Below are 20,934 nucleotides of genomic sequence, written 5' to 3' on the forward strand. Positions count from 1 at the left end.
GTGATGGCGCTAAGTGTAGGTTGCAAATAACTTGCAATAAACCGTAGATCTGGCAATAGTTAGTTGCATATATCGGACATATAGAGGCTTAGGTGGACAGAATTAAAGCAGCGGAAGTCTTTGTCAGCATAGTAGAGCAGGGCAGCTTAGTGGGCGCGGCGCAGGCGCTGGATATGTCGCGCTCTATGGTGACACGTTACTTAGCGGAAATGGAAACCTGGGCCAATATGCAGTTATTGCACCGCTCTACGCGCAAGTTAACCCTAACTGCAGCCGGTGAGAAAGCCTTTATCAGTTGCCGCTCGATGCTGGATTTTGCCAAAGAGGTGGCAACGCCGATAGCAGAGAATGTGGTAGCTCAGCCAGAGGGCACTATCCGGATTGCCTGTTCGCAATTTGTTGCCGCTGATTTATTGCCAAAAAGCATTGATGCTTTTTTAGATGACTATCCTAAAGTGCGGATAGATATGCATGTCAGTAATCAGGTAACGCATTTAGTGGAAGACAGAATAGATTTGGCAATTCGTATTACTAACGAATTAGATCCGAATATTATTGCCCGCCCGTTGGGTATCTGCCGCTCGGTATTGTGTGCTACAGAAGATTATTTAAGGCGCCATGGCTACCCGGTGTACCCTGATGATTTGGCTAAACATAACTGCTTAATGTACTCTAATTTTGGCAAAAGCTTATGGCATTTTACCAAAGACGGTCAGCCGGTGCTGGCTACGGTATCGGGCAATTACAGCGCTAATGAATCGTCGTTATTACTGCAAGCGGTGTTAAAAGGACGGGGTATTTCGTTGCAGCCACGGCATACCGTACAGCCGCTTATTGATGCTAAAAAGCTGCTGCAGGTATTACCAAATTATGAGCCGGTAGCACTGGGCATTTATGCGGTATACCGTTCCCGCAAACATCAGTCGCTGGCGCTGCGCACCTTAATCGACCGGCTGGTGCCTTACTTCGAAAACTTAGCTACCTGAGCAAGCTCACTAATCAGCATTTAGATCTTTAGCTGTGAAATAAAAGCTCTGCCGGCAGGGCCCGGTGGCGCATCTTTGCGATAAACAATCTTAGTGGTTAAATACATTGCCGCTGCAGGCATATTCTGCAGCGTTAATGACACCAGCAGGCCATCGGCAAGATCTTTTTCCACCATATGCTTTGGCATATGCCCCCAGCCAAAGCCGGCTTTTAAAAACGCATGTTTAGCGCCAAGATCTGCCAGACGCCAGGTAAGCGGCGACATCACGCCAAAATTGCGTCCGCTGGACAGCGCAGTACGGTCGGTCAGAATTAACTGCACATGCCGGCTTAATTCATCTGCGCTGATATCAACCGGCTGCTGCGCCAGCGCATGGCAGGGCGATACCACAGTGACAAACTGAATATTGCTCAGCGGCTCTACGGTTAACTCATCCGGAACCAGCGGCAAAGACCCGATAATGCCCAGCCGACAGGTGCCATCTATTACCTGCTGCGTAACGCCGCCAAGCGCTTCGACATACAGCCGCAGTGGCGTATGTTCAAAATGCGCTTTGCAATAACCCACGGCTGCTGTCAGCGTAGCCATCGGAAACATTACATCCACTGCTACCGACAGCTCCGGCTCCAGGCCTTCGGCCAATGAATGTGCCCTGGCTTTTAACAGATCCATACTGTCAATTACCGCTTTGGCATCCCGCAGTAACGATTCGCCGGCACCGGTAAGTTTGGGGTAGCGGTTGCTGCGATCAAACAATATCACGCCTAACTGCAGTTCCAGGTTAGCCAGGGTATGGCTTACCACAGACTGCGCCCGCTTTATTTTGCGCCCTGCGGCAGAAAAACTGCCTTGCTCTGCGGCGGCAACAAAGGTACGAAGTTGATCCAGGGTAACGGCGTCCAGCATGTATCTAAATTCCAGATGGTTTTCATCTAATCATATAGGCTATTTTGATGTTTTTCTATCGGTTATGCTTTTGTTCATCAACTGAGACACACTAAGCGGAGAGTAAAATGACTATTGGTATTTTAGGTTCAGGAGCCCTGGGCTCTAACGTGGCACGGGCACTGGCTAACCAAGGCTTAGCGGCCATTATTGCCAACCGATCCGGGCCGGAATCCCTGGCTACATTGGTAAAAGAGTTAGGGCCCACTATCACGGCGGGTACGCTGCAGCAGGCGGCGCAAGCTGACATCGTAGTGGTGGCCGTGCCCTGGGTTGCTATTGAATCTTTGCTGGGTAGTTTGCCGGATTGGCATAACCGGATTGTGATAGACGGTACTAACCCGGTGCTGTTTCTTGACCCTGATTCAGCTGATGCCAAAGACCCAACCAACCCATTAGCGGCTTACGGTATTAAGGCGATAGATTTAGGCGGTAAATCGTCAAGCGCGGTAGTGCAAGACTTAGTGCCTGGCGCCAGAGTAGTAAAAGCGTTCAACCATTTGGATGTAACAGTGTTGTCTGAGCCTGAAGTGGCGGGTGGCAAACGTACCTTGTTTTACGCCGGTGACGATGCCGCCGCTAAAGCTGAAGTGCGCAGCCTGCTGGAAACCTGTGGTTACTTCGCGGTGGATTTGGGCTCGCTCGACAGCGGTGGCCGCTTAATGGAATTACCCTTTGGCGCTCTGGCAACCCATAACCTGATTAAAATTTAAGCCAGACCAAGTGCAGCCGGCATCAGTGCTGATGCCGGCTGCGGCAAAGCTCAGAGCTATAGCCGGAAAATACCGCTTGCGGTTACGGCGCCAGCTGGGGCCGCGGGCTGAACAGCAAGGCTTTAATTTTAGCAAAGGGGGTTAACACCAGCGCATTGCCCAGCAGCACCAGCGCAAAGCCGGCAAAGGTGTAGCCGCTCCAGACAAAGTCTTCAAACAGGGTGCTTAGCACTACTGCTACCAGCGGAAACAGCACTATGGTGTAGCTGGCTTTTTCCGGCCCCATGCCTTTTAACAAGGCAAAGTAGGTAGCAAAGGCGATAACCGAGCCAAACACGGCCAGATAAAGCAGTGAGATAATAAAGGCCGGCGAGCTGCTGAAGGTAAACGGCGTACCGCTAACCAGTACCAGTAACGTCAGGCCGATGGCGCCATACAGCATACCCCAGGCATTCACCTGGGTAATAGGTAAGCCGGCGCGGGAGTTACGTACGCTGGCCATATTGCCCAGCGAAGCGCTAAGGGCGCTACCCAGTACCAGCACTAAGCCGATTAAACTGGCGTTGGTAAAATCCAGCCCGTCCAGGTCGGGGTAAAACAGCACTACTATGCCGGCTATGCCCATTAAGGCACCAAAATAAATCCGTTTGGCCACCGGTTTGCCGAAAAACAGCCGGGTATTAACGATATTCATCAGCAGCATAGTGGTAAAGGCAATGGCGGTCATGGCGGAGGTTAAATACTGCTGCGCCTGATAAATCAGAATGTAGTTCAGCGCAAAGTTAAACAGTGCCAGCAACGCAATAAAACCATGATCTTTAGCGCTAAAGCGCATTGGCAGGCGGCGCCACCAGCAAAACAACCACATCAGTAGTGCCGATAGCGCAAAACGGTACAGTAAGGATACTTCTACAGCCACTTCACCCAGCTGAAACTCAATGGCGAACCAGGTTGAGCCCCAGATTAAAACGGTAACCAGATACAGCAGAGAGTTCTTCATGGTGGATGGCATAGTAGATGGCATAGTGGGCGCAACCGGCAGCAACAGAGGCGCCGATCATAAAGCCTTGTGCGCGGTTAAAACAGTAGCCTGAACAGAAAATTTACAGCGTCTGGCGAAACCGCGCCACATCGGCTTTCGGCGGCGCGCCAAATAAGCGGCTGTATTCGCGGCTAAACTGCGACGGGCTTTCATAGCCTACCTTATAGCTGGCGGTGGCAGCCTCTAAACCTTCGTACAACATAATACGCCGTGCTTCATTGAGCCGCAGTTGCTTTTGAAACTGCAACGGCGACATAGAAGTTACCGCTTTAAAAGCCTGAAACAGCGCTGACTCACTTAAATGTGCTACGTCAGCCAGTTCTTTGATGCGTAGCGGTTGGTTAAAACGTTGACGCAGCGTATCAATGACTTTGCCGATACGGCTGGCTTGGCTGTCAAGCAACGTAAACTCGCGTAAATGGCTGCCGGCAGGACTTAACAGCAAACGGTACAGCAGCTCGCGTTTTAACAATGGATGCAATACTGCGATATCCTGCGGCCGTTCCAGCAAGGCAAAAATACGCTGAAATACCGACAGTAAATCAAGGTCGGCGTCGCCGATACTGATGCCACGGGCAGGCACCGGTTGGCGTGGTACTTTATCGCCCAGATCAATTACCAGCTCGGTCAGTTCACGTAAATCCAGACTGATGCTGACACCCAGATAAGGCTCGTTACTGCTGGCCCTGATAATTTTACCGCTAACCGGCAGCATCACCGGTACCAGCAGATACTGCAGCGGATTGTACTGCAGCATTTCTTCGCCAAGTAATATTTGCTTGTTGCCCTGTAGTAGCAGGCAAAGTGTTGGCTCATAAAGGGTGGGCGTTGCAGATGTTGGTGCATTGCTACGATAGAGTTTTAGCCCGGGTATACAGCTTTCGTTGACACCGGTGCTGGTTAGCTTAGCAAGCAGCGGTTGCAGCATTTGCTGGCGCAGAAGTTCGCGTTCGTCTGTCATAATGGCCCCCCGGCACAATGGATAAACGCAGTATAGGCAGCCGCTGTGGCTTTGCCTATTACTGCCGCACTGCTTTAGAGGATCAGGCAATAAGTGTGGAGTTTAAGGCAGGCAGCACCGGCTTAACCGGCGCGCGGGAAAGCCAGCAGCGTCATTTCGGCCACCTGGCGCAGTTGTTCAGAGCTTGCGCCGTTATTGGCCTGAACAGCCATGCCCTGCAATACCGTACCCAGGTAACGGGCGAGGGTTTCAGCATCGGCACTGGCAGGCAAATCACCTTCCTGTTTTGCCCGCTCAAACCGGGCACAAAGTTTTTGTTCGCCTTCTACGCGGCGGTTTATCAGTGCTTCTTTTACCGTGGCGGCGGCTTCACTGCACGACAGCGCACCTTGCACTACCACGCAGCCTTGCGGGTGGCTGGTGTCGGCCATGTTCATTGCCGCGCCATGCAGCATATGCTCGGCTACCTGATAGGCGGTGGGTTTTTCCAGCGCCGGCAAAAAGAACGAGCAGGGCCGGCTCTCATACATTTCAATGGCTTTTAAAAACAACTGCTCTTTGTTACCAAAGGCAGCATACAAACTGGGTTTATTAATGCCCATGGCTTCAGTGAGATCGGATAATGATGTGCCGTCATAGCCCTTGCGCCAAAACACTTCCAACGCTTTTTCCAGCGCGGTGTCGATATCGAAAGCGCGGGGGCGGCCAACACTTGGAGTACAATTTACTGCTGACATTGTTCAGCTCCTGCATTAAAACTTGCTCATATAGTAAACAGCAAAAGACCCCTTGTCCAGTAAGGGTTATTTACCGTTGAGTACAGATATCTTGCCACTGACATCCGCTAAGACCCCCAAGCGCTTGCGATGGTTCAGTAAAGCTGTGGTCACACCGCAGCTTCGGAGTTTCAGGCAAGAATGCGCCGGTATCCGGCATTAAACCCGGTAGGGTGGCGCCGTACAATGCTGACATAGCCTGACAGTAGCCTCTGCTAGCTTAGTGAAATCGTCCGGCTTAGTGAAGTCGTCGGCACTGCAATGGTGCTGTTTCAGTCTTAGAACAAATTCTTCTGTTGTAGAATTAAATTAATTTACCGCTCGGTACAGAAATCGGTTGACAGTTTTTTGCTGTCCTATATATTTACCGGGCGGTACAGAATAAACAAGTTTTTTTTAGCAACTTTTAGTAAAAACGTGGAGAGCAGCGTCATGAGCAGGAAAAACACGGTAAGAACTTTTATGTTAGCAAGCGTAGCTGCCCTGGTGCTGGCTGCTTGCGGCAATCCGGAAGCAGCAGGCCAGGCGCAAGCGCCGGCAGCCCCTGCGGTAAGTGTGGCGCAGGTTGTCCATGAACGTATTACTGAATGGGATGAGTTTACCGGCCGCTTGCAAGCGCCGCAAACCGTCAATCTGGTGCCGCGTGTTTCCGGTTATATCGAGCAGGTGCATTTTGATGAAGGTGCGCTGGTAAACAAAGGCGATTTGCTGGTGCAAATTGACCCACGGCCGTTTGCTGCTGAAGTAGCAAGGCTGAAAGCTGAACTGCAAAGTGCGCAAAGCGCTGCTGTGCAGGCAAATAACGAATACAACCGCGCAGAAAAGCTCAGCAGTGCGCGCGCGATTTCTGCCGAAATACTGGATAGCCGTTTAGCCCGTAAGCAACAAACTGCCGCTACGGTAGCTTCAGTACAGGCAGCGCTGCAACGCGCTGAGCTGGATTTAAGCTACACCCGCATTACCGCGCCTATCAGCGGTCGCGTGTCTTATGCCCTGGTTACCGCCGGTAACTTTGTTAATGCCGGCCAAAGCCAGTTAACCAGCCTGGTATCGACCGACAAAATGTACGCCTACTTTGATGTAGATGAGCAAAGTTACCTGAAGTACGCCCGCTTGAGCGAAGCCGGCAAGCGCGCCGATACCCGTGATGCAGCGGCGAACCCGGTGTATATGGCACTGGCCGACGACAACAGCTACCCGCACGTTGGCAGTGTCGACTTTGTTGACAACCGCATTGATGCACAAACCGGCACTATCCGTATTCGCGCCAGTTTTGCCAACAGTGACAACAACCTGTTACCCGGCCTGTTTGCCCGCATCAGAATAGTGGGCAGCGATTCATACGACGGCATTTTGATTGATGAAAAAGCCATAGGTACCGATCTGAACAACAAGTTTGTGCTGCTGGTAAACAGTAATAATCAGCTGGAGTACCGTGCGGTTAAGTTGGGTGAAAAAGTAAACGGCTTACGCATTGTTACCGACGGCCTGGCGGCGAGCGACAAAATTGTCGTTAACGGCCTGCAACGCGTGATGCCGAATATGCAGATTGAACCCAAACTGGTCGATATGGCCAGTGCAGAGCAAATAGCCGGCTTACGTAAAGAGCAACAACTGCTGGATCAAACCAGCACTGCGCTGACGGCTCAGGCAGACAGCGCAGCAGCAACAGTTAACGCCGGCAAAACGCCGGGACGCGGTTAAGGAAACATTATGTTCTCACAATTTTTTATCCGGCGGCCGATATTCGCCGCTGTTATCTCACTGCTGTTTTTTATTACCGGTGCGATAGCGGTGTGGCAACTGCCGATTACTGAATACCCGGAAGTGGTGCCACCAACAGTAGTGGTTACCGCAAACTATCCGGGCGCTAACCCGAAAGTCATTGCTGAAACGGTGGCCTCGCCACTGGAGCAGGAAATCAATGGTGTGGAAGACATGTTGTATATGTCTTCTCAGGCCACTTCTGATGGTCGCATGACATTAACTGTCACTTTTGCCATTGGCACTGACGTTGACTTGGCGCAAACCCAGGTGCAAAGCCGGGTAGAGCGCGCCAAGCCACGGCTGCCGCAGGAAGTGCAACGTTTAGGCGTGGTTACCGAGAAATCATCACCGGATTTAACCATGGTGGTGCACTTAACCTCGCCGGACGAGCGTTATGACATGCTGTACCTGTCTAACTATGCCTCGCTAAACGTAAAAGACGAGCTGGCACGGATTGAAGGCGTGGGCAGTGTGCAATTATTCGGTGCCGGTGATTACAGTATGCGTATTTGGCTGGACCCGAACAAAGTGGCGGCTTTGGGGTTATCGCCGGCGCAAATTACTGCCGCCATTCGCGAGCAAAACCAGCAGGCCGCAGCCGGTAGTTTGGGCGCGCAGCCAAGCGGCGACGCTGAGTTTCAGTTATTGATCAACGTGAAAGGCCGTCTTGCCGCGGTGGAAGAGTTTGAAGATATTATTATTAAGGTGGGTGGCAACGGCGAAATCAGCCGGTTAAAAGATGTTGCCCGCGTAGAGTTGGGTGCCTCTACCTATGCGCTGCGTTCTTTATTAAACAACAAAGAAGCGGTGGCCATTCCTATTTTTCAGGCTTCCGGTTCTAACGCCATTCAAATCTCCGACAATGTACGGGCGAAAATGGCCGAATTGGCTAAAAGCTTCCCGGAGGGTTTAGCCTACGACATCGTGTACGACCCAACGGTATTTGTGCGCGGCTCTATTGAAGCGGTAGTAAAAACCCTGCTTGAAGCCGTGCTGTTAGTGGTGTTGGTGGTGGTACTGTTTTTACAAACCTGGCGCGCTTCTATTATTCCGCTGGTGGCAGTGCCGGTGTCACTGGTCGGTACTTTTGCCTTTATGCATATGCTGGGCTTTTCGCTAAACGCCTTATCACTGTTTGGTTTGGTATTGGCCATCGGTATCGTAGTGGATGACGCCATAGTGGTGGTGGAAAACGTCGAGCGCAATATCAGCGAAGGCTTATCGCCGGTTGCTGCAACGCAAAAAGCGATGAAAGAAGTCACCGGGCCTATTGTAGCTACCACTTTGGTGTTGGCTGCGGTGTTTATTCCTACCGCTTTTATGTCGGGCTTAACCGGGCAGTTTTATAAGCAGTTTGCTTTAACCATTACCATTTCTACCTTTATCTCGGCGATTAACTCGTTAACGCTGAGCCCGGCGCTGTCGGCATTGCTGTTAAAAGGCCATGGCGAGAAAAAAGACGCGCTAACCCGCGGTATGGACAAGTTATTTGGCGGCTGGTTGTTTAACCCCTTTAACCGCTTTTTTGCCCGTTTATCGCACGGTTACGGCTGGCTGGTGAAAAAGGTGATCCGCTTTGGCGCTATTGTCGGCGTAATGTACGTAGTATTGGTGGGCTTAACCGGCCTGCAGTTTGCCAGTACACCTACCGGTTATGTACCCGGCCAGGATAAGCAGTACTTAGTGGCCTTTGCGCAGTTGCCGGATGCCGCCTCACTGGAGCGCACCGAAGCGGTAATTAAGGAAATGTCGCGCATTGCGCTGGAGTATCCTGGTGTTGCTAACTCTATTGCCTTCCCGGGTCTGAGCATCAACGGTTTTACCAACAGCCCGAACTCCGGCATTGTGTTTGTTGGTTTGGATGCGTTCGATGAGCGTGATAGCGCCGAATTATCCGGTAATGCCATAGCGGCGGCGTTAAACCAGCAGTTTGCCGGTATTGAAGATGCCTTTATTGCGATTTTCCCGCCACCACCGGTGATGGGTTTAGGCACTATCGGTGGCTTCAGGTTGCAAATACAGGACCGTGCTAACCATGGCTATGAAGAGCTGTACAAGGTCACCATGCAGGTAATGCAAAAAGCCTGGGCGACGCCTGAGCTGGCCGGGGTGTTTTCCGGTTATCAGGTCAATGTGCCGCAACTGGATCTGGATATCGACCGCACCAAAGCCAAACAGCAAAGTGTGGCGCTGGATGAAGTGTTCCAAACGCTGCAGGCTTATATGGGCTCGGTGTATGTGAATGACTTTAACCAGTTTGGCCGTACCTATCAGGTGAATATGCAGGCCGACGAGCAGTTCCGCCAAACACCGGAACAAATTGCGCAGTTAAAGGTGCGTAATACTCAAGGTGAAATGATCCCGCTGGGCTCTTTTATTAACGTGACCAATACCGCAGGACCAGACCGGGTAATGCACTATAACGGCTTTACCACCGCCGAAATTAACGGTGGCCCGGCGCCTGGTTACAGCACCGGTGAAGCGCAGGCGGCGATTGAGAAAATACTGGCTGAAACCCTGCCTAACGGCATGACCTACGAGTGGACAGAGTTGACCTACCAACAAATTCTGGCCGGTAACGCCGGGATGTTTATCTACCCGTTGGTTATTCTGCTGGTGTTTATGGTGCTGGCGGCGCAGTACGAAAGCTTAAGCTTACCACTGGCGATTATTCTGATCATTCCGATGACGCTGTTATCGGCCCTGAGCGGCGTACTGATCTACGGTGGCGACAACAATATTTTCACCCAGATTGGCTTAATAGTACTGGTGGGGCTGGCAACCAAGAACGCCATCTTAATTGTCGAGTTTGCCAAAGAGCTGCAAGACCACGGTATGAGCGCGATGGAAGCCATACTGGAAGCCGGCCGCCTGCGCTTACGGCCAATACTGATGACATCTATCGCCTTTATTATGGGTGTGGTGCCAATGGTTTTCTCCAGCGGTGCCGGTGCCGAAATGCGTCAGGCCATGGGGGTGGCAGTATTCGCCGGTATGATAGGCGTGACTATCTTCGGCTTAATTTTAACCCCGCTGTTCTACTATATGCTGGCCAAACGTGGCGACGAAAAAGCCAAACAGCCTGTATCAGAACAAGCAACAGATACTGTGGAGGCCAATCATGCGTAATAGCATAAAACTGTCGGCCATTGCTGTACTGGTGGCATCATTAAGCGCCTGTGCCGTAGGGCCGGATTACCAAACGCCGGTGAAGGTAGCCGATATCAGCTTTAACAGCCCGTATCAGCAGGCAGAGCGGGCACAAAGCTGGTGGCAGGCATTTGACGACGCCGTGCTAAACCAGCTGATTAGCCGTGCCCTGGTTGAAAACCGCACTTTGGCCCAAGCCCGTGCTAACGTCGATCGCGCTTATGCGGTGTTTCGTGATGCCAATAACGACTTTTTGCCCAAAGGCACCTTAGACGCCGGTTACCAGGCCAGTGAAAACCCTACGTTATCGCCAGCCGATGATGGCGTAATAACCCGCGGTTACAGCACCGGCGCTAATTTAAGCTGGGACCTGGACTTGTTCGGTAAACTACGCCGCGCCAGTGAAGCAGCAGAGGCCCAAGCGCAGCAGGCTGATATTTTATGGCACGATGCCCAGGTGCAGCTGATAAGTCAGGTGGCCACCAGTTATGGTGAATATCGCGGTGCCCAATTGCGCTTAGTGGTGGCAGAGCAAAACCTGCAAAACCTGCAGCAAAGCCGCGCCATAGTGCTGGCACGGTTAGAGGCCGGCATGGCCTCTGAGCTGGAGCTGGCACAAATTGACGTGCAGTTGCATCAGGTGCATGCCGCTGTACCGGCTTACCGTGTCGCACTGCTCACCGCAGATGCCACTCTGTCAGCCTTACTGGCACAGCGGCCGGGCCAGTTAAAGCTGGGTGCGGTGCCGTATTTACCTGAGCTGAAACAACCAGTTGCGGTGGTAGAAGGTGAGAATTATCTGCGTTACCGAGCCGATGTGGCAAGTGCAGAGCGTATCTTAGCTGCCCGGACTGCCGATATTGGTGTAGCAACGGCAGATTTATATCCTAACCTGTCGGTACGCGGCTTTTTAGGCTTTCTCTCCGGCCCGGGCTTAACCCTGGGTGGTGAGACGCAAAGCTGGTCGGTAGCACCGGCACTGAGTTGGCAAGCGGCAGATTTAGGCTCGGTAAAAGCGCGCATTCGCCAGGCTAAAGCCAGCTCGCAAATGGCGCTGGCGCAGTTTGAGCAGCAGGTGTTTGATGCCATCAACGAGATGCAGTTATCGCTTAACAGCTACAACTTAAGCCGTGAGCAGCAACTGAGCACTGAACTGCAATGGCAGGCCAGTAACAAGGCGGTGCAAATTGCCCGCCAGCGTTACAATGCCGGTACCGGTGAGTTCCTTGACCTGCTGGACGCCGAGCGCGAACTGCTGCGCAGCCGCGATCAGTTAGCGCAACTGCAACAGCAAAGCTTTACCCGTTTAGTCGGCATTTACCGCAGCTTTGGTGGTGGTATTCAGCTGATTTAACGTTGGTTTTGTAGTAATAAAGCCGGACTTGTCCGGCTTTTTCTTATGGTCTGCTATGAGCGGATCTTACCAAGCGATCTGTTGTTGTCCCACTATGTAACAGTGACAATGTAGTTGCTGCAATCAACATTTAAGCTGTTTTATATTAAAACACTTGAACCAGAGTTCAGCTATCATCAAAAAAGTTAGAGCTGGCTTACAGCAGGTAAAATGGCGAAAAGCGTGAAACTTTGCCCACGCCAAGGACCATTGCATAAACGGCGGTTATGGTTTGTCTAGTGTTATTCTCGCCACTCAACCCGGTGTTATTGGGTGAGTGCACCGATCACTTTTTGATATAAAGCGTTATGCGCATCATCGCAGGCTTGATAACCGTTGCAATTGACCAACATCGCCACAGTCGTTTTTGTGTCCGGGATGTAGAAGTTATAAGTTGCATAACCCAGTTCCCGGCCACCATGATGGATCACCTGTTTGCCATTGATGGATTCTTTAAATAAACCATAGCTGTATGACAGGGTATCAAGACCGGTACTGACAAAGCTGGTGTCGCTCATCAATAACTGATGGATGCTGTGACTGAATTGTTTACCCTCAACAATAAATTTCAGTATGTTAGCCATATCTTTGGCGTTGCCGACCACAGGTGCATCGGCAACACCGATGTTTTGATAATATTGCCGCGTGTTCAATACAGCGTCTGCTGTGTGAAAGTAACCCGGCGCGATGGGAGCGTAACTTTTTTCCAGGCCACCGTAACTCAGACTATGCAAGCCTAAAGGTTCGAAAATTTGCTGGCGCATGGCTTGAGAGTGGTGCGTGCCAAGCACCTGATCCAACACCAGCCCGGTTAAAATATATCCGGTATTTGAATAACTCCAGCCTTGGCCGGGGGCAAAATTGGCTGGCTGATCCAAGGCAAATTGTAAGGCGAATACATCGGTTTTTATGCTATCGGGCTCTGCAACCACGGCGTCATAAAATGCACCATTGGAATCGTTTAAATAATCAAATAGACCGGCGCTGTGCTGTAACATTTGCCTGATTGTCATACTGGCAGCGTTGGCGACTCTGCTGGTCATTTCAGCAGGCAGATAGTTGCTGATAGGTTGGTCTAAATTAAGTTTTTGCTGATCCACCAGCATTGCAGCCAGCAAAGCTGTCAGCTTTTTACCGGCACTGCCATTTGGGATCCGGGCATCTATTGGCATCGGTGTTTTATCGTTGAGATCAGCCATTCCAGCCGCACCGTAAAAATAAAATTGCGGTGACTCGATATAAAGCACCACACCTGGTATTTCGCCTTCGGCTGCTGCATTGAGTAAAGCCTGATAATCAAAAGGTTCAGGAAGGAGGTCATTGTTGGTTTTATGCTCTGAACCACAACCGGCAACTGCCAGCGCTAAACTGCCAATAATCATGCCAGACAAAAGATTGTTCACTTTCATGTTGATGTCCCGTGTTGATGAAGAAGCACCCACCTTAGCGGGTAGTACCATCGCGGGCTGTATCAGCTTCTAAACGGCTGTGTCAGCTTGTATCAAACTGTGTCTTATCAATAAATCTATGATTAACTTTGGTTTTAATGATACAGATTGATACATTTTTCTATATCCTGATACGGCTAAACTTGTACTGCCTCGATAAGCTAGACGCAAATTAACAACCAGAAGAAATAGCAACATGAAACACTATTACCTAACACCTCTTTTACTATGCAGCGCAGTGAGTTTGGCGAATGAGCAAACATCCGACACATCCTGGTATGATTTTCTACAGCAGAAACGTGATGCCGGCGGCTTTTTTTCAGCCGGTATTGTGGGTCAAAATAGTCAGGGCTTGTATCGGTCTGAAGACTTCAAAGTGTGGCCAGAGTTAAAGGGCGCATATTATTTTAACAATGGTTTATTTATTGAATATCCTGGTCTATCGGACAAGTTCGACAACCAATTTGCCGTGGGTTACAACCTGGGGAGTACCGAAAATTGGGAGTTTGATGTCTTACTGTCGATGGCGCATGGTGGTTTAAACTACTCGGATGCGCAAAGCAGCTTTAAAAAAGATGCCAGCCCCTATTTGGGCGTAAGGGCCATAGGAACGATTGCCGGGTTTGATACGATGTTGGTGTATGGCACCAACAGCAACAAGATGGACTACAGCAATGGGCTGTACGGTGCGGCGTGGCTCGGTAAAAGTTGGAATATTGACAATTGGCACCTTTACAGCTCGGTGGGGGCTCAGTATCGAAACGCTGCCATGTTAGATTTCTACTATGGTGTACCGGATAACCATGCAGGCTTGCCAGCGTATGACGCAAAAGGCGGCGTTAACTTCATTTATAAGGTGGGATTTAAAAAGCCGCTCACTGAAAATTGGCTGGTTGAGGGTAACTTTAGCATGACAGACTATGCCGATAGCATCATCGATAGCCCTTATTCACAGTCTATTCTGCAGCACAATGAAAATCGCAGCGATAATGGCAGAACAGTTAGCTTATCCATTAGTTACGTTTTTTAAGGCTGACCAATGAAGATGAGCATATTATCAGGCCTGGTCATTGCACTGGCTTTAATGAACCACTCCGGCGCGGCGGCTGAACAAAGCGCGGCAGCAGGTTTTACTGTGTCACCAAAACAATGCACCACGTTAAAGCAGGGCGAGATCTGCTACCTGAATTTACAGGTGTCCTGGCAACAGGCGTCGCAGCAGAACTATTGCTTGTTCGCCAATGACCAAAAATTACACTGTTGGCATAGTGTGCAACGAGGGCAATGGCAGCAAGATTTCGCGATGCAACAGGATTTAGTGCTAACGTTGCAAACATCGGATAGGCAGGTACTGCATAGTCAAACGATAAGGTATGCTTGGATGTACAAGAAAAACAACAGTAAGGCGATGCGCTGGCGCATGTTTTGAGCTTAGGCATGATCACAATTGCATTGGTAGAAGACGATAAAGAGCTGGCCGAGTGGATTTCAGATTACCTGTTAGCGAAAAACTATCAGGTAAGCATTTACCATGATGGCCAGCAAGCGTTAAATGCGTTCAATGTTGCTTTACCGGATCTCATCATCCTTGATGGTATGTTGCCATCAATGGATGGTCTTGAGGTATGCAAACAGTTACGTATGCGCTCAGCTGTTCCTATTATCATGCTTACGGCTCGTGATGAAGAAATCGATGAAATTCTCGGCTTAGAAATGGGTGCTGATGACTATATCACCAAGCCGGTGCGCGGGCGTTTACTGGAAAGCCGTATTAAGTCACTGCTGCGCAGGACCAGGGTTTCTGCCACGTCTATGGCACCACAGCAAATTGCACTGGGGGCTTTAGAGATCTGCAAATCTGACTTATCAGTGCATTTGCACGGTGTGTCGATGAAGCTGTCGAGCAAAGAATTTGAAGTGCTTTGGCTCCTGGCCGAAAATGCCGGTCGGGTTGTCAGCCGGGAAATGTTAAGCCAACAACTGCGGGGTTTTGATTACGATGGTTTTGACCGGACTATAGACTTGCGCATCTCCAGACTGCGCAAAAAGCTGTTGGACGATGCCACTGAACCCTACAAAATAAAAACCATTTGGGGTAAAGGATATTTGTTGGCAACAGAGGTATGGCAATAATGTGGCGCTTTGTGCTTGCCCTGCTGTTGGTGGTGATTGTTGGCAGTATCGCGCTGGGGCAGCTGTTTGATGCCCTGAACCAACAACAAAACGAGCACCAACTGAGTTACGAGCAGCAACATTTGCTAAGCCAGGTCGCGCTTATTCAAAGCGCCCTCGAATCGGGTATCGAGCCTGCGCAATTGTCCGGCTGGTTTGCCTTGGCCGCAGAAGCTTCCCCGGAGCAGAACAAACTGCAATACGAGCTGCAATCATTAAAGGACTACCCGTTACCCGATGCAGTCACGACACAAATTTATGCTGATAAATCGGTATTTCTGGAATCAAAAGATGGGCTCACCGCTTATGCGCTGCTCGATGCACAAACTGTGGTACTGGTGACCCGTGCCAGCGAGCCAGTCACAGGGGTAACAGATAATCCCTGGCTACTGACTGCCGGGTTTTACAGCATTTTGCTTGGCCTGTTGCTGGTCTTTTTGACACCCTTTCTCATCCGTTTAGCGAAGCTGCGCACTGCGGCTATTGCTTTTGGCGATGGCAAGTTAGATATCCGCCTAACCGTAGGCTCTTTTTGGTATCTCAAAGAAATTGAGCAGGCATTTAACCAGATGACTGAACGGCTTGAGCGCTTGATCCAGGATAATCAGTTGTTGTCAGCAGGCTTGTCACATGAATTACGCACACCACTTGCCAGAGTGAGAATGGGGCTGGATACACTTTGCGAAACAGCAGATCCAAATTTAAGGAGCCAGTACGAAGTCCGGGTTAATCAAAACCTCAATGATATGGAGGACTTAATCAACGCTTTGCTTCATTTTTCCCGCCTGCAACATTCACTCGATAGTACGGCGAAATCCAGGATTGATTTAAAGCCGCTGGTCTTGCAACAGCTGGAAAAAGCGAATGACCCGCGTCTGGAGCTGAAGACCGGACCAGGAAATTACTGGATTTGGGGAGATGAACGTCATGTCAGCTTAGTACTGAGCAATCTGCTCACCAACGCATTAACACACTGTCGGGATAAAGTGCAGGTGACACTGTCCGATTCAACTGCCCACTTCATACTTTGTATTAATGACGATGGTGCAGGTATTTCTGCTCAAGACGCGGACAAAGTGTTTCAACCTTTTGTCAGGCTAGCCGGAACAACCACAGGCCATAAACCAGGATTCGGTATAGGCCTGGCATTGGTCGAACGCATTACCAAATGGCTGGAGGGAGACGTTAAAGTAGTCAGTTGCCAGAACCTGAAAGGCGCAAGTTTTGTGGTTAGATTTCCCCATCATCCAGAGTAAATGATAATAAACGTGGTCAGATCAAAATTAACTGATTCCGATAGCAGCTTGACCCTAATTATCAGATGCTTACCAAGCTACTGGACGGAGAATGTTACTCTTCAGCGATACTGCGCAAGCTCTTCCTGAGTTTGCATAAACTCTTGCCGGGAGCCGGGTTGTAACTCACTTAATGCTCTGGCGATATTCACCTGCATGGTGACTTGTGCGACTTCGGCTATCTCTGGCGCTATGGCTTTATTTTGCTGTTGGCTAAACCAGTTAAGCACCTTGGTTAAATGCCAGATACTGCTGCTACCGCTGTGTAGCGGGGCGGGGAAGCTTTGCGTATGGTTTAACATAAGTTTGCGCATATTTTGCCGGCTAAAGCCGAGTAGATCGGCGATATCACTTAGCCCTACCAAGTCAGGCGTAGCTTCAGTCAGTTTGGCTTGTGGAATGGCAGTTTTTACATCTTTAATGGCAGAAGTTATTGCCTTAAAAGCAGTATTAGCTTCGCGGCTGAATTGCAGCGCTATACGTCCTGGCTGGCCGATACCAATAAGGGCGTCATCACAACCGGCCTGCGCCAGTGCTGCAATGTAATTTTCAGCATTCTGATTAGCATCTGGCAAAGTAAACTTTAAGGTAAACTCATATAGTTTCATTAGGTTAATCCTCAAAGTTATGGTTTTTTAATGCAGTGCAATTGTCTACAACCCGTTTGATCTGTCTGGCATGTGTAGTTCTTATCGATCCTGGTGGGATAAATAAAGGTTGTCAAATGACAACCCTTGTTTGTAGAAAATGGAGTCGCACTTTTTGACTAAAGTTAGCTCAGACCCTTTGCTTGGCTTTTAACGACAAAATGAAGCAAAAAAAGCTGCATTTGTAGCTTATTTTGCTTCGATTTTAATAATGAAACCTACACTGCGCTATTACCAGATAGCCGTCTATATAGGTGTAAACCAAGCGGTGCTCGCGGTCTATCCGGCGTGAGTAAAAGCCGGCGAAGTCGCCTACTAAACGTTCTGGTTTACCTTTACCCTCAAGCGGTGAACGCATGGCTTCTTTTATCAGCTCATCAATACGGGCACTTAGCTTTTTGTCGTACTGCTTAAAATATTGGTAGTCATCCCATGCGTTTGCATCAAAGGCGACACCGGGTTTAGTTATTTTTTTGCTCATCTAAAAAGGATTCCTTCAACTCGAAGGCGCCGGCTTTAATGCGTGCTACCGATTCCCGCAAACGGTTTGCATTATTCGGCGTACTGAGTAAGTACAGCGTTTCCTGCATGGCGTTGTAATCTTCCTGAGAAATCATCACAACATTACCAGACCGCTGGTTTGTCACAATCGTAGGTTCGTGAGTATCCAGTACAGTATCGATAACCGCCTTAAAGTTAGCCCGTGCTTCACTAACAGTAAGAATGTTCATATTCGGTTTAGCTCCTATTTTTCAACGTACCGTTTTTTAACTATCACAACTAAAACGGAATGCAGGGATGGTACCAATGTTTGTACAATTAGACAATTTAAATGTACTAACTTAAGTACAATGTTTTGCAATATGAACAAATGCATTGTAAGACAATCAGGTGAGGGCATATTTTACTAAGAGAGTCTTTTTACGAGGCTTAACACCCACTTACCGCAGCAAAAACTTAATATGATCAAAGCGGATGAAGTGAGGCTACCGGCCAGATATGTGGCCGGTTAAGGTGTGGCTGGCTGATACAGCCAAAAGTTTCAGGCTTGATCCGGTATTTCCGGCTCTGTTAACAAGGCCAGTAATTGCAGCGATTCCTGCCAGCCGGCGTAACAAAACTCAACCGGTATCGCATCCGGTATACCGCTTTGTTCAATATGCAATTCAGTGCCGCACAGTACCGGTTTTAACCGGATGGTTACCAGCATTTGCCCCGGCAGATTCGGGTCATCAAACTGGTCGTTGTAACGGATTAGCTCGTTCGGTTTTAATTCCAGATAAGTGCCGCCAAAGCTGTGGCTGCTGCCGGTATTAAAATTGGTAAACGACATTTTATAACCGCCGCCCACCCGCGCATCCATACTGTGTACCTTGCCGGTAAAGCCATGCGGCGGGCACCATTTCGCCAACGCATCGGCATCTAAAAAGGCGCGGTATAAGCGTTCAGGTGTGGCTCTGATAACGCGGTGCAATGTTACGGTATTGCCTGACATAACAAATCTCCTGTGTTAAACGCATTAGTTTGACGTATCACAGCTTAGTCGAAGCAGCGGGGCTGGATTCGACAGGTGGGGAGAAATTTGTTTGTGGCAATATTTTGCATCTGATATAAGTGCAATTATACTTGCACTTATATGTTAAGTCGGAGGTGCTTATGGCGCAAATTACTATTTATCTGGATGACGAGCTAATCCAGCAGGTAAAACAATCTGCGGCTGAGGCGAAGGTGTCGCAAAGCCAGTGGATTGCCGATCTTATTCGTCAGCACTGCCACAACGATTGGCCGCAGGCAGTGCGTGAAATGGCGGGCACTTGGCAGGTATTTCCACAGCAAGACGAACTGCGCGCTGAGCAAGGGGAAGATACACCGCGAGAACCATTATGAAATACGCGCTTGATACGAACACCCTGATTTACTTTTTCAAAGGCATGGGCAATGTTGCGGTAAAGCTGCTGGTGCAAGCTCCTGGCGATATTTTGCTGCCAGCAGTGGTGCTATATGAGCTGGAAACCGGTATTGCCAAATCACAGGCTCCGGCTAAGCGCCGTGATCAACTGAATGAATTATTAAAAGTTATTCAGATTATTCCGTTTGAGGCCAAAGCTGCGCGCATAGCAGCTGATATACGTGCTGATTTGGAGCAACAAGGCCGTATGATAGGCCCACTGGATAACCTTATCGCTGCCAGCGCACTAGCAACAGGAGCGATACTGGTTACGCGCAATACCAGCGAGTTTTCCCGAATTTCCGGGTTGATTGTAGAGAATTGGTTTGAGTAACTCTGACATGCTAATTTTATTATATGGATGATTTTGCCTGTTTATCGAGAACTTCTTACATAGCGCTTGGAGTACTCGTTTTTCAGTATATCCGCGATAATTGAATCCTTGTCATAAGAAAAGCCATTAACCATCTTTATATAAGATATTAATCTGGGGTCATTAAATCTATAATGACCTCTCTCAATCCTTGTTATTATGCTTAGTTCATTGTTTTTCACCCAGCGTGAAAGGCAGCTTTTAACTGCACCATCTCCAATGTCGGGATCTACCGCTTGGTTCTTCATTTCTAATAGCTCCGAAATGAGAAAACCTCTAGGATGACATAATGCAGCTGCTAAAAGGACTTTCTGAGATGTTTCGGTTTGCTTCTTAATTGCATCTTCATAAGATCTCCGCAAGTTTCCTTCCGAAAACTGAGCTGCTAGCTTCAGTGCTGATGTTAGATTATCTTGGGATATTTCATTCCTTTTTTCTAAAACAGCTTCCTCTGCACACTTCAGCGCAATTAAGTGGACAAAGTGAGGATATCCGCCACTGATATCTGATATATCATCTATAACGTTGTCATCAAATCTCAATGTGGTCTTACTTTCTCCGTTCTTTATAATATTCCTAAGTTCAGTAATTCCGATTGGTTGCAGCGATATCTCATTGAGACATCTTTCTATTGATTTATGGTTATTGACTAAATCTCTCCCTGTATCACTAATACCAACAATGAGCACTTTAAAAGTAGATTCGTAGTCACTTAAGTGTTTAATGAATTCTGCTAATTTCAATTTATCTTCGTTGCTGACTAATACATCTACTTCATCAACGACTAGCAATGTACGGCTGTCTTTTAATACGTTCGCGCCCCATGATGGGGAGGAGTATTGGGACTTGAAACTGAATTTTTCGGATTTTTTTCTGTGTGATTCTATCTTTGCACCCACGAACGGCACAGATAAATTAGCTCCGCCTCCTTCGGTGTGCTCGTTGGTCGATTCAACACAACGAGAATCATAGCCGTGAGATTCCAAAATCTCTGATATCAGGCTGGTAAAAGAGTCGTTTGAGCAGCATTTCTTTATGTAAACTGTGTAATTAAAGGAGTCTGCCGCTATTTTTGAAATAATATTAGCTAAAGAGCTCTTTCCGATTCCTCTTGCGCCATATATTAATGCATGTTGTCCAGGGGTGTTGATGCTAGCGAGAATGCTTGATATCTCTACGTTACGACCAGACAACAGTTCTTTTTGGTTAACAGGAGAAAATGGTGTGAAAATCTCTCTAATTTTGGACTCAGAGATCAAAATCTCATTTCTTACCAGGGTGTCCATCCATATTCCTTGAATAGTGGTGATGTTCTG

The 20,934-nt window shown here is 49.0% G+C and carries 21 protein-coding genes; 11 read left to right on the top strand and 10 right to left on the bottom strand.

What is annotated here, in order from left to right:
* Window positions 1–92: 92 nt before the first annotated feature.
* Window positions 93–986 (top strand): LysR family transcriptional regulator, encoded by an 894-nt coding sequence (locus tag Q8O77_RS07030; RefSeq protein WP_305552141.1) that lies wholly within the window; start codon window positions 93–95, stop codon window positions 984–986.
* A 20-nt stretch (window positions 987–1,006) separates the two neighbouring features.
* Here Q8O77_RS07030 and Q8O77_RS07035 read toward each other — a convergent pair whose 3' ends face one another.
* A complete protein-coding gene (locus tag Q8O77_RS07035; protein WP_305552142.1) occupies window positions 1,007–1,894 on the bottom strand; it encodes a LysR family transcriptional regulator in 888 nt (295 codons plus the stop codon).
* A gap of 107 nt (window positions 1,895–2,001) precedes the next feature.
* Here Q8O77_RS07035 and Q8O77_RS07040 point away from each other — a divergent pair, with 107 nt between their 5' ends.
* Complete coding sequence (locus Q8O77_RS07040; protein WP_305552143.1) at window positions 2,002–2,646, top strand: NADPH-dependent F420 reductase; 645 nt, start codon at window positions 2,002–2,004, stop codon at window positions 2,644–2,646.
* Window positions 2,647–2,728: 82 nt separating this feature from the next.
* Here the strand turns inward: Q8O77_RS07040 and Q8O77_RS07045 are convergent, their stop codons facing one another.
* The 3 genes from Q8O77_RS07045 to Q8O77_RS07055 all read right to left on the bottom strand — a co-directional run bounded on the left by Q8O77_RS07045 (window position 2,729) and on the right by Q8O77_RS07055 (window position 5,386).
* A complete protein-coding gene (locus Q8O77_RS07045) occupies window positions 2,729–3,670 on the bottom strand; it encodes a DMT family transporter (protein ID WP_305552144.1) in 942 nt (313 codons plus the stop codon).
* 79 nt (window positions 3,671–3,749) lie between these two features.
* Window positions 3,750–4,649, bottom strand: coding sequence for an AraC family transcriptional regulator (locus tag Q8O77_RS07050; protein WP_305552145.1), 900 nt, complete (start codon window positions 4,647–4,649; stop codon window positions 3,750–3,752).
* A gap of 122 nt (window positions 4,650–4,771) precedes the next feature.
* Window positions 4,772–5,386, bottom strand: coding sequence for a TetR/AcrR family transcriptional regulator (locus tag Q8O77_RS07055; protein WP_305552146.1), 615 nt, complete (start codon window positions 5,384–5,386; stop codon window positions 4,772–4,774).
* Between the two features lie 501 nt (window positions 5,387–5,887).
* Here Q8O77_RS07055 and Q8O77_RS07060 point away from each other — a divergent pair.
* The 3 genes from Q8O77_RS07060 to Q8O77_RS07070 are packed head-to-tail and all read left to right on the top strand — an operon-like array spanning window position 5,888 to window position 11,696.
* Window positions 5,888–7,129, top strand: a complete 1,242-nt coding sequence (locus Q8O77_RS07060; protein ID WP_305552147.1) for an efflux RND transporter periplasmic adaptor subunit — start codon at window positions 5,888–5,890, stop codon at window positions 7,127–7,129.
* Between the two features lie 6 nt (window positions 7,130–7,135).
* Window positions 7,136–10,321, top strand: a complete 3,186-nt coding sequence (locus Q8O77_RS07065; RefSeq protein WP_371133470.1) for an efflux RND transporter permease subunit — start codon at window positions 7,136–7,138, stop codon at window positions 10,319–10,321.
* Window positions 10,314–11,696, top strand: a complete 1,383-nt coding sequence (locus tag Q8O77_RS07070) for an efflux transporter outer membrane subunit (RefSeq protein WP_305552149.1) — start codon at window positions 10,314–10,316, stop codon at window positions 11,694–11,696. The genes Q8O77_RS07065 and Q8O77_RS07070 overlap by 8 nt, the downstream gene beginning before the upstream one ends.
* A gap of 305 nt (window positions 11,697–12,001) precedes the next feature.
* Here Q8O77_RS07070 and Q8O77_RS07075 read toward each other — a convergent pair whose 3' ends face one another.
* The gene (locus Q8O77_RS07075) at window positions 12,002–13,144 is read right to left on the bottom strand and encodes a serine hydrolase (RefSeq protein ID WP_305552150.1); all 1,143 of its coding nucleotides are present in this window, start codon (window positions 13,142–13,144) and stop codon (window positions 12,002–12,004) included.
* Window positions 13,145–13,379: 235 nt separating this feature from the next.
* Here Q8O77_RS07075 and Q8O77_RS07080 point away from each other — a divergent pair, with 235 nt between their 5' ends.
* The 4 genes from Q8O77_RS07080 to Q8O77_RS07095 are packed head-to-tail and all read left to right on the top strand — an operon-like array spanning window position 13,380 to window position 16,611.
* Window positions 13,380–14,213: a MipA/OmpV family protein gene (locus Q8O77_RS07080; RefSeq protein WP_305552151.1), complete on the top strand. Its 834-nt coding sequence runs from the start codon at window positions 13,380–13,382 to the stop codon at window positions 14,211–14,213.
* Between the two features lie 15 nt (window positions 14,214–14,228).
* On the top strand, window positions 14,229–14,612 hold the full coding sequence (locus Q8O77_RS07085; protein WP_305552152.1) for a DUF3019 domain-containing protein: 384 nt from the start codon (window positions 14,229–14,231) through the stop codon (window positions 14,610–14,612).
* Window positions 14,613–14,620: 8 nt separating this feature from the next.
* Window positions 14,621–15,316 carry a response regulator transcription factor gene (locus Q8O77_RS07090; RefSeq protein WP_305552153.1) on the top strand — a complete coding sequence of 232 codons (696 nt, stop codon included), beginning with the start codon at window positions 14,621–14,623 and terminating at the stop codon, window positions 15,314–15,316.
* Entirely contained in the window at window positions 15,316–16,611 is a 1,296-nt protein-coding gene (locus tag Q8O77_RS07095; protein ID WP_305552154.1) for an ATP-binding protein, read from the top strand. The genes Q8O77_RS07090 and Q8O77_RS07095 overlap by 1 nt, the downstream gene beginning before the upstream one ends.
* A 101-nt stretch (window positions 16,612–16,712) precedes the next feature.
* Here Q8O77_RS07095 and Q8O77_RS07100 read toward each other — a convergent pair whose 3' ends face one another.
* The 4 genes from Q8O77_RS07100 to Q8O77_RS07115 form a co-directional block, all read right to left on the bottom strand.
* Complete coding sequence (locus Q8O77_RS07100) at window positions 16,713–17,258, bottom strand: AlpA family transcriptional regulator (RefSeq protein WP_305552155.1); 546 nt, start codon at window positions 17,256–17,258, stop codon at window positions 16,713–16,715.
* Between the two features lie 244 nt (window positions 17,259–17,502).
* Complete coding sequence (locus Q8O77_RS07105; RefSeq protein WP_305552156.1) at window positions 17,503–17,778, bottom strand: Txe/YoeB family addiction module toxin; 276 nt, start codon at window positions 17,776–17,778, stop codon at window positions 17,503–17,505.
* A complete protein-coding gene (locus Q8O77_RS07110; protein WP_305552157.1) occupies window positions 17,759–18,028 on the bottom strand; it encodes a type II toxin-antitoxin system Phd/YefM family antitoxin in 270 nt (89 codons plus the stop codon). The genes Q8O77_RS07105 and Q8O77_RS07110 overlap by 20 nt, the downstream gene beginning before the upstream one ends.
* A gap of 311 nt (window positions 18,029–18,339) precedes the next feature.
* The gene (locus tag Q8O77_RS07115) at window positions 18,340–18,792 is read right to left on the bottom strand and encodes an SRPBCC family protein (protein WP_305552158.1); all 453 of its coding nucleotides are present in this window, start codon (window positions 18,790–18,792) and stop codon (window positions 18,340–18,342) included.
* Between the two features lie 161 nt (window positions 18,793–18,953).
* Between Q8O77_RS07115 and Q8O77_RS07120 the strand changes: the two genes are divergently transcribed.
* Window positions 18,954–19,184, top strand: coding sequence for a CopG family transcriptional regulator (locus tag Q8O77_RS07120; protein ID WP_305552159.1), 231 nt, complete (start codon window positions 18,954–18,956; stop codon window positions 19,182–19,184).
* Entirely contained in the window at window positions 19,181–19,579 is a 399-nt protein-coding gene (locus Q8O77_RS07125) for a type II toxin-antitoxin system VapC family toxin (protein WP_305552160.1), read from the top strand. The genes Q8O77_RS07120 and Q8O77_RS07125 overlap by 4 nt, the downstream gene beginning before the upstream one ends.
* Window positions 19,580–19,620: 41 nt before the next feature.
* On the opposite strand, the gene Q8O77_RS07130 is transcribed toward Q8O77_RS07125, so the two are convergent.
* Window positions 19,621–20,904 (bottom strand): hypothetical protein, encoded by a 1,284-nt coding sequence (locus Q8O77_RS07130; RefSeq protein ID WP_305552161.1) that lies wholly within the window; start codon window positions 20,902–20,904, stop codon window positions 19,621–19,623.
* Window positions 20,905–20,934: the final 30 nt, after the last annotated feature.

Origin of the sequence: Rheinheimera sp., assembly GCF_030690345.1 — a bacterium.
Lineage (GTDB): Bacteria > Pseudomonadota > Gammaproteobacteria > Enterobacterales > Alteromonadaceae > Alishewanella.

Excerpts from the sequence above, each read along its gene's own strand:
- Q8O77_RS07080 (WP_305552151.1), top strand. The coding sequence starts at position 13,380 with ATGAAACACTATTACCTAACACCTCTTTTACTATGCAGCGCAGTGAGT.
- Q8O77_RS07070 (WP_305552149.1), top strand. The coding sequence starts at position 10,314 with ATGCGTAATAGCATAAAACTGTCGGCCATTGCTGTACTGGTGGCATCA.
- Q8O77_RS07105 (WP_305552156.1), bottom strand. The coding sequence starts at position 17,778 with ATGAGCAAAAAAATAACTAAACCCGGTGTCGCCTTTGATGCAAACGCA.
- Q8O77_RS07045 (WP_305552144.1), bottom strand. The coding sequence starts at position 3,670 with ATGCCATCTACTATGCCATCCACCATGAAGAACTCTCTGCTGTATCTG.
- Q8O77_RS07035 (WP_305552142.1), bottom strand. The coding sequence starts at position 1,894 with ATGCTGGACGCCGTTACCCTGGATCAACTTCGTACCTTTGTTGCCGCC.
- Q8O77_RS07075 (WP_305552150.1), bottom strand. The coding sequence starts at position 13,144 with ATGAAAGTGAACAATCTTTTGTCTGGCATGATTATTGGCAGTTTAGCG.
- Q8O77_RS07130 (WP_305552161.1), bottom strand. The coding sequence starts at position 20,904 with ATGGACACCCTGGTAAGAAATGAGATTTTGATCTCTGAGTCCAAAATT.
- Q8O77_RS07110 (WP_305552157.1), bottom strand. The coding sequence starts at position 18,028 with ATGAACATTCTTACTGTTAGTGAAGCACGGGCTAACTTTAAGGCGGTT.
- Q8O77_RS07040 (WP_305552143.1), top strand. The coding sequence starts at position 2,002 with ATGACTATTGGTATTTTAGGTTCAGGAGCCCTGGGCTCTAACGTGGCA.
- Q8O77_RS07060 (WP_305552147.1), top strand. The coding sequence starts at position 5,888 with ATGTTAGCAAGCGTAGCTGCCCTGGTGCTGGCTGCTTGCGGCAATCCG.
- Q8O77_RS07115 (WP_305552158.1), bottom strand. The coding sequence starts at position 18,792 with ATGTCAGGCAATACCGTAACATTGCACCGCGTTATCAGAGCCACACCT.
- Q8O77_RS07100 (WP_305552155.1), bottom strand. The coding sequence starts at position 17,258 with ATGAAACTATATGAGTTTACCTTAAAGTTTACTTTGCCAGATGCTAAT.
- Q8O77_RS07125 (WP_305552160.1), top strand. The coding sequence starts at position 19,181 with ATGAAATACGCGCTTGATACGAACACCCTGATTTACTTTTTCAAAGGC.
- Q8O77_RS07050 (WP_305552145.1), bottom strand. The coding sequence starts at position 4,649 with ATGACAGACGAACGCGAACTTCTGCGCCAGCAAATGCTGCAACCGCTG.
- Q8O77_RS07120 (WP_305552159.1), top strand. The coding sequence starts at position 18,954 with ATGGCGCAAATTACTATTTATCTGGATGACGAGCTAATCCAGCAGGTA.
- Q8O77_RS07085 (WP_305552152.1), top strand. The coding sequence starts at position 14,229 with ATGAGCATATTATCAGGCCTGGTCATTGCACTGGCTTTAATGAACCAC.
- Q8O77_RS07090 (WP_305552153.1), top strand. The coding sequence starts at position 14,621 with ATGATCACAATTGCATTGGTAGAAGACGATAAAGAGCTGGCCGAGTGG.
- Q8O77_RS07055 (WP_305552146.1), bottom strand. The coding sequence starts at position 5,386 with ATGTCAGCAGTAAATTGTACTCCAAGTGTTGGCCGCCCCCGCGCTTTC.
- Q8O77_RS07095 (WP_305552154.1), top strand. The coding sequence starts at position 15,316 with ATGTGGCGCTTTGTGCTTGCCCTGCTGTTGGTGGTGATTGTTGGCAGT.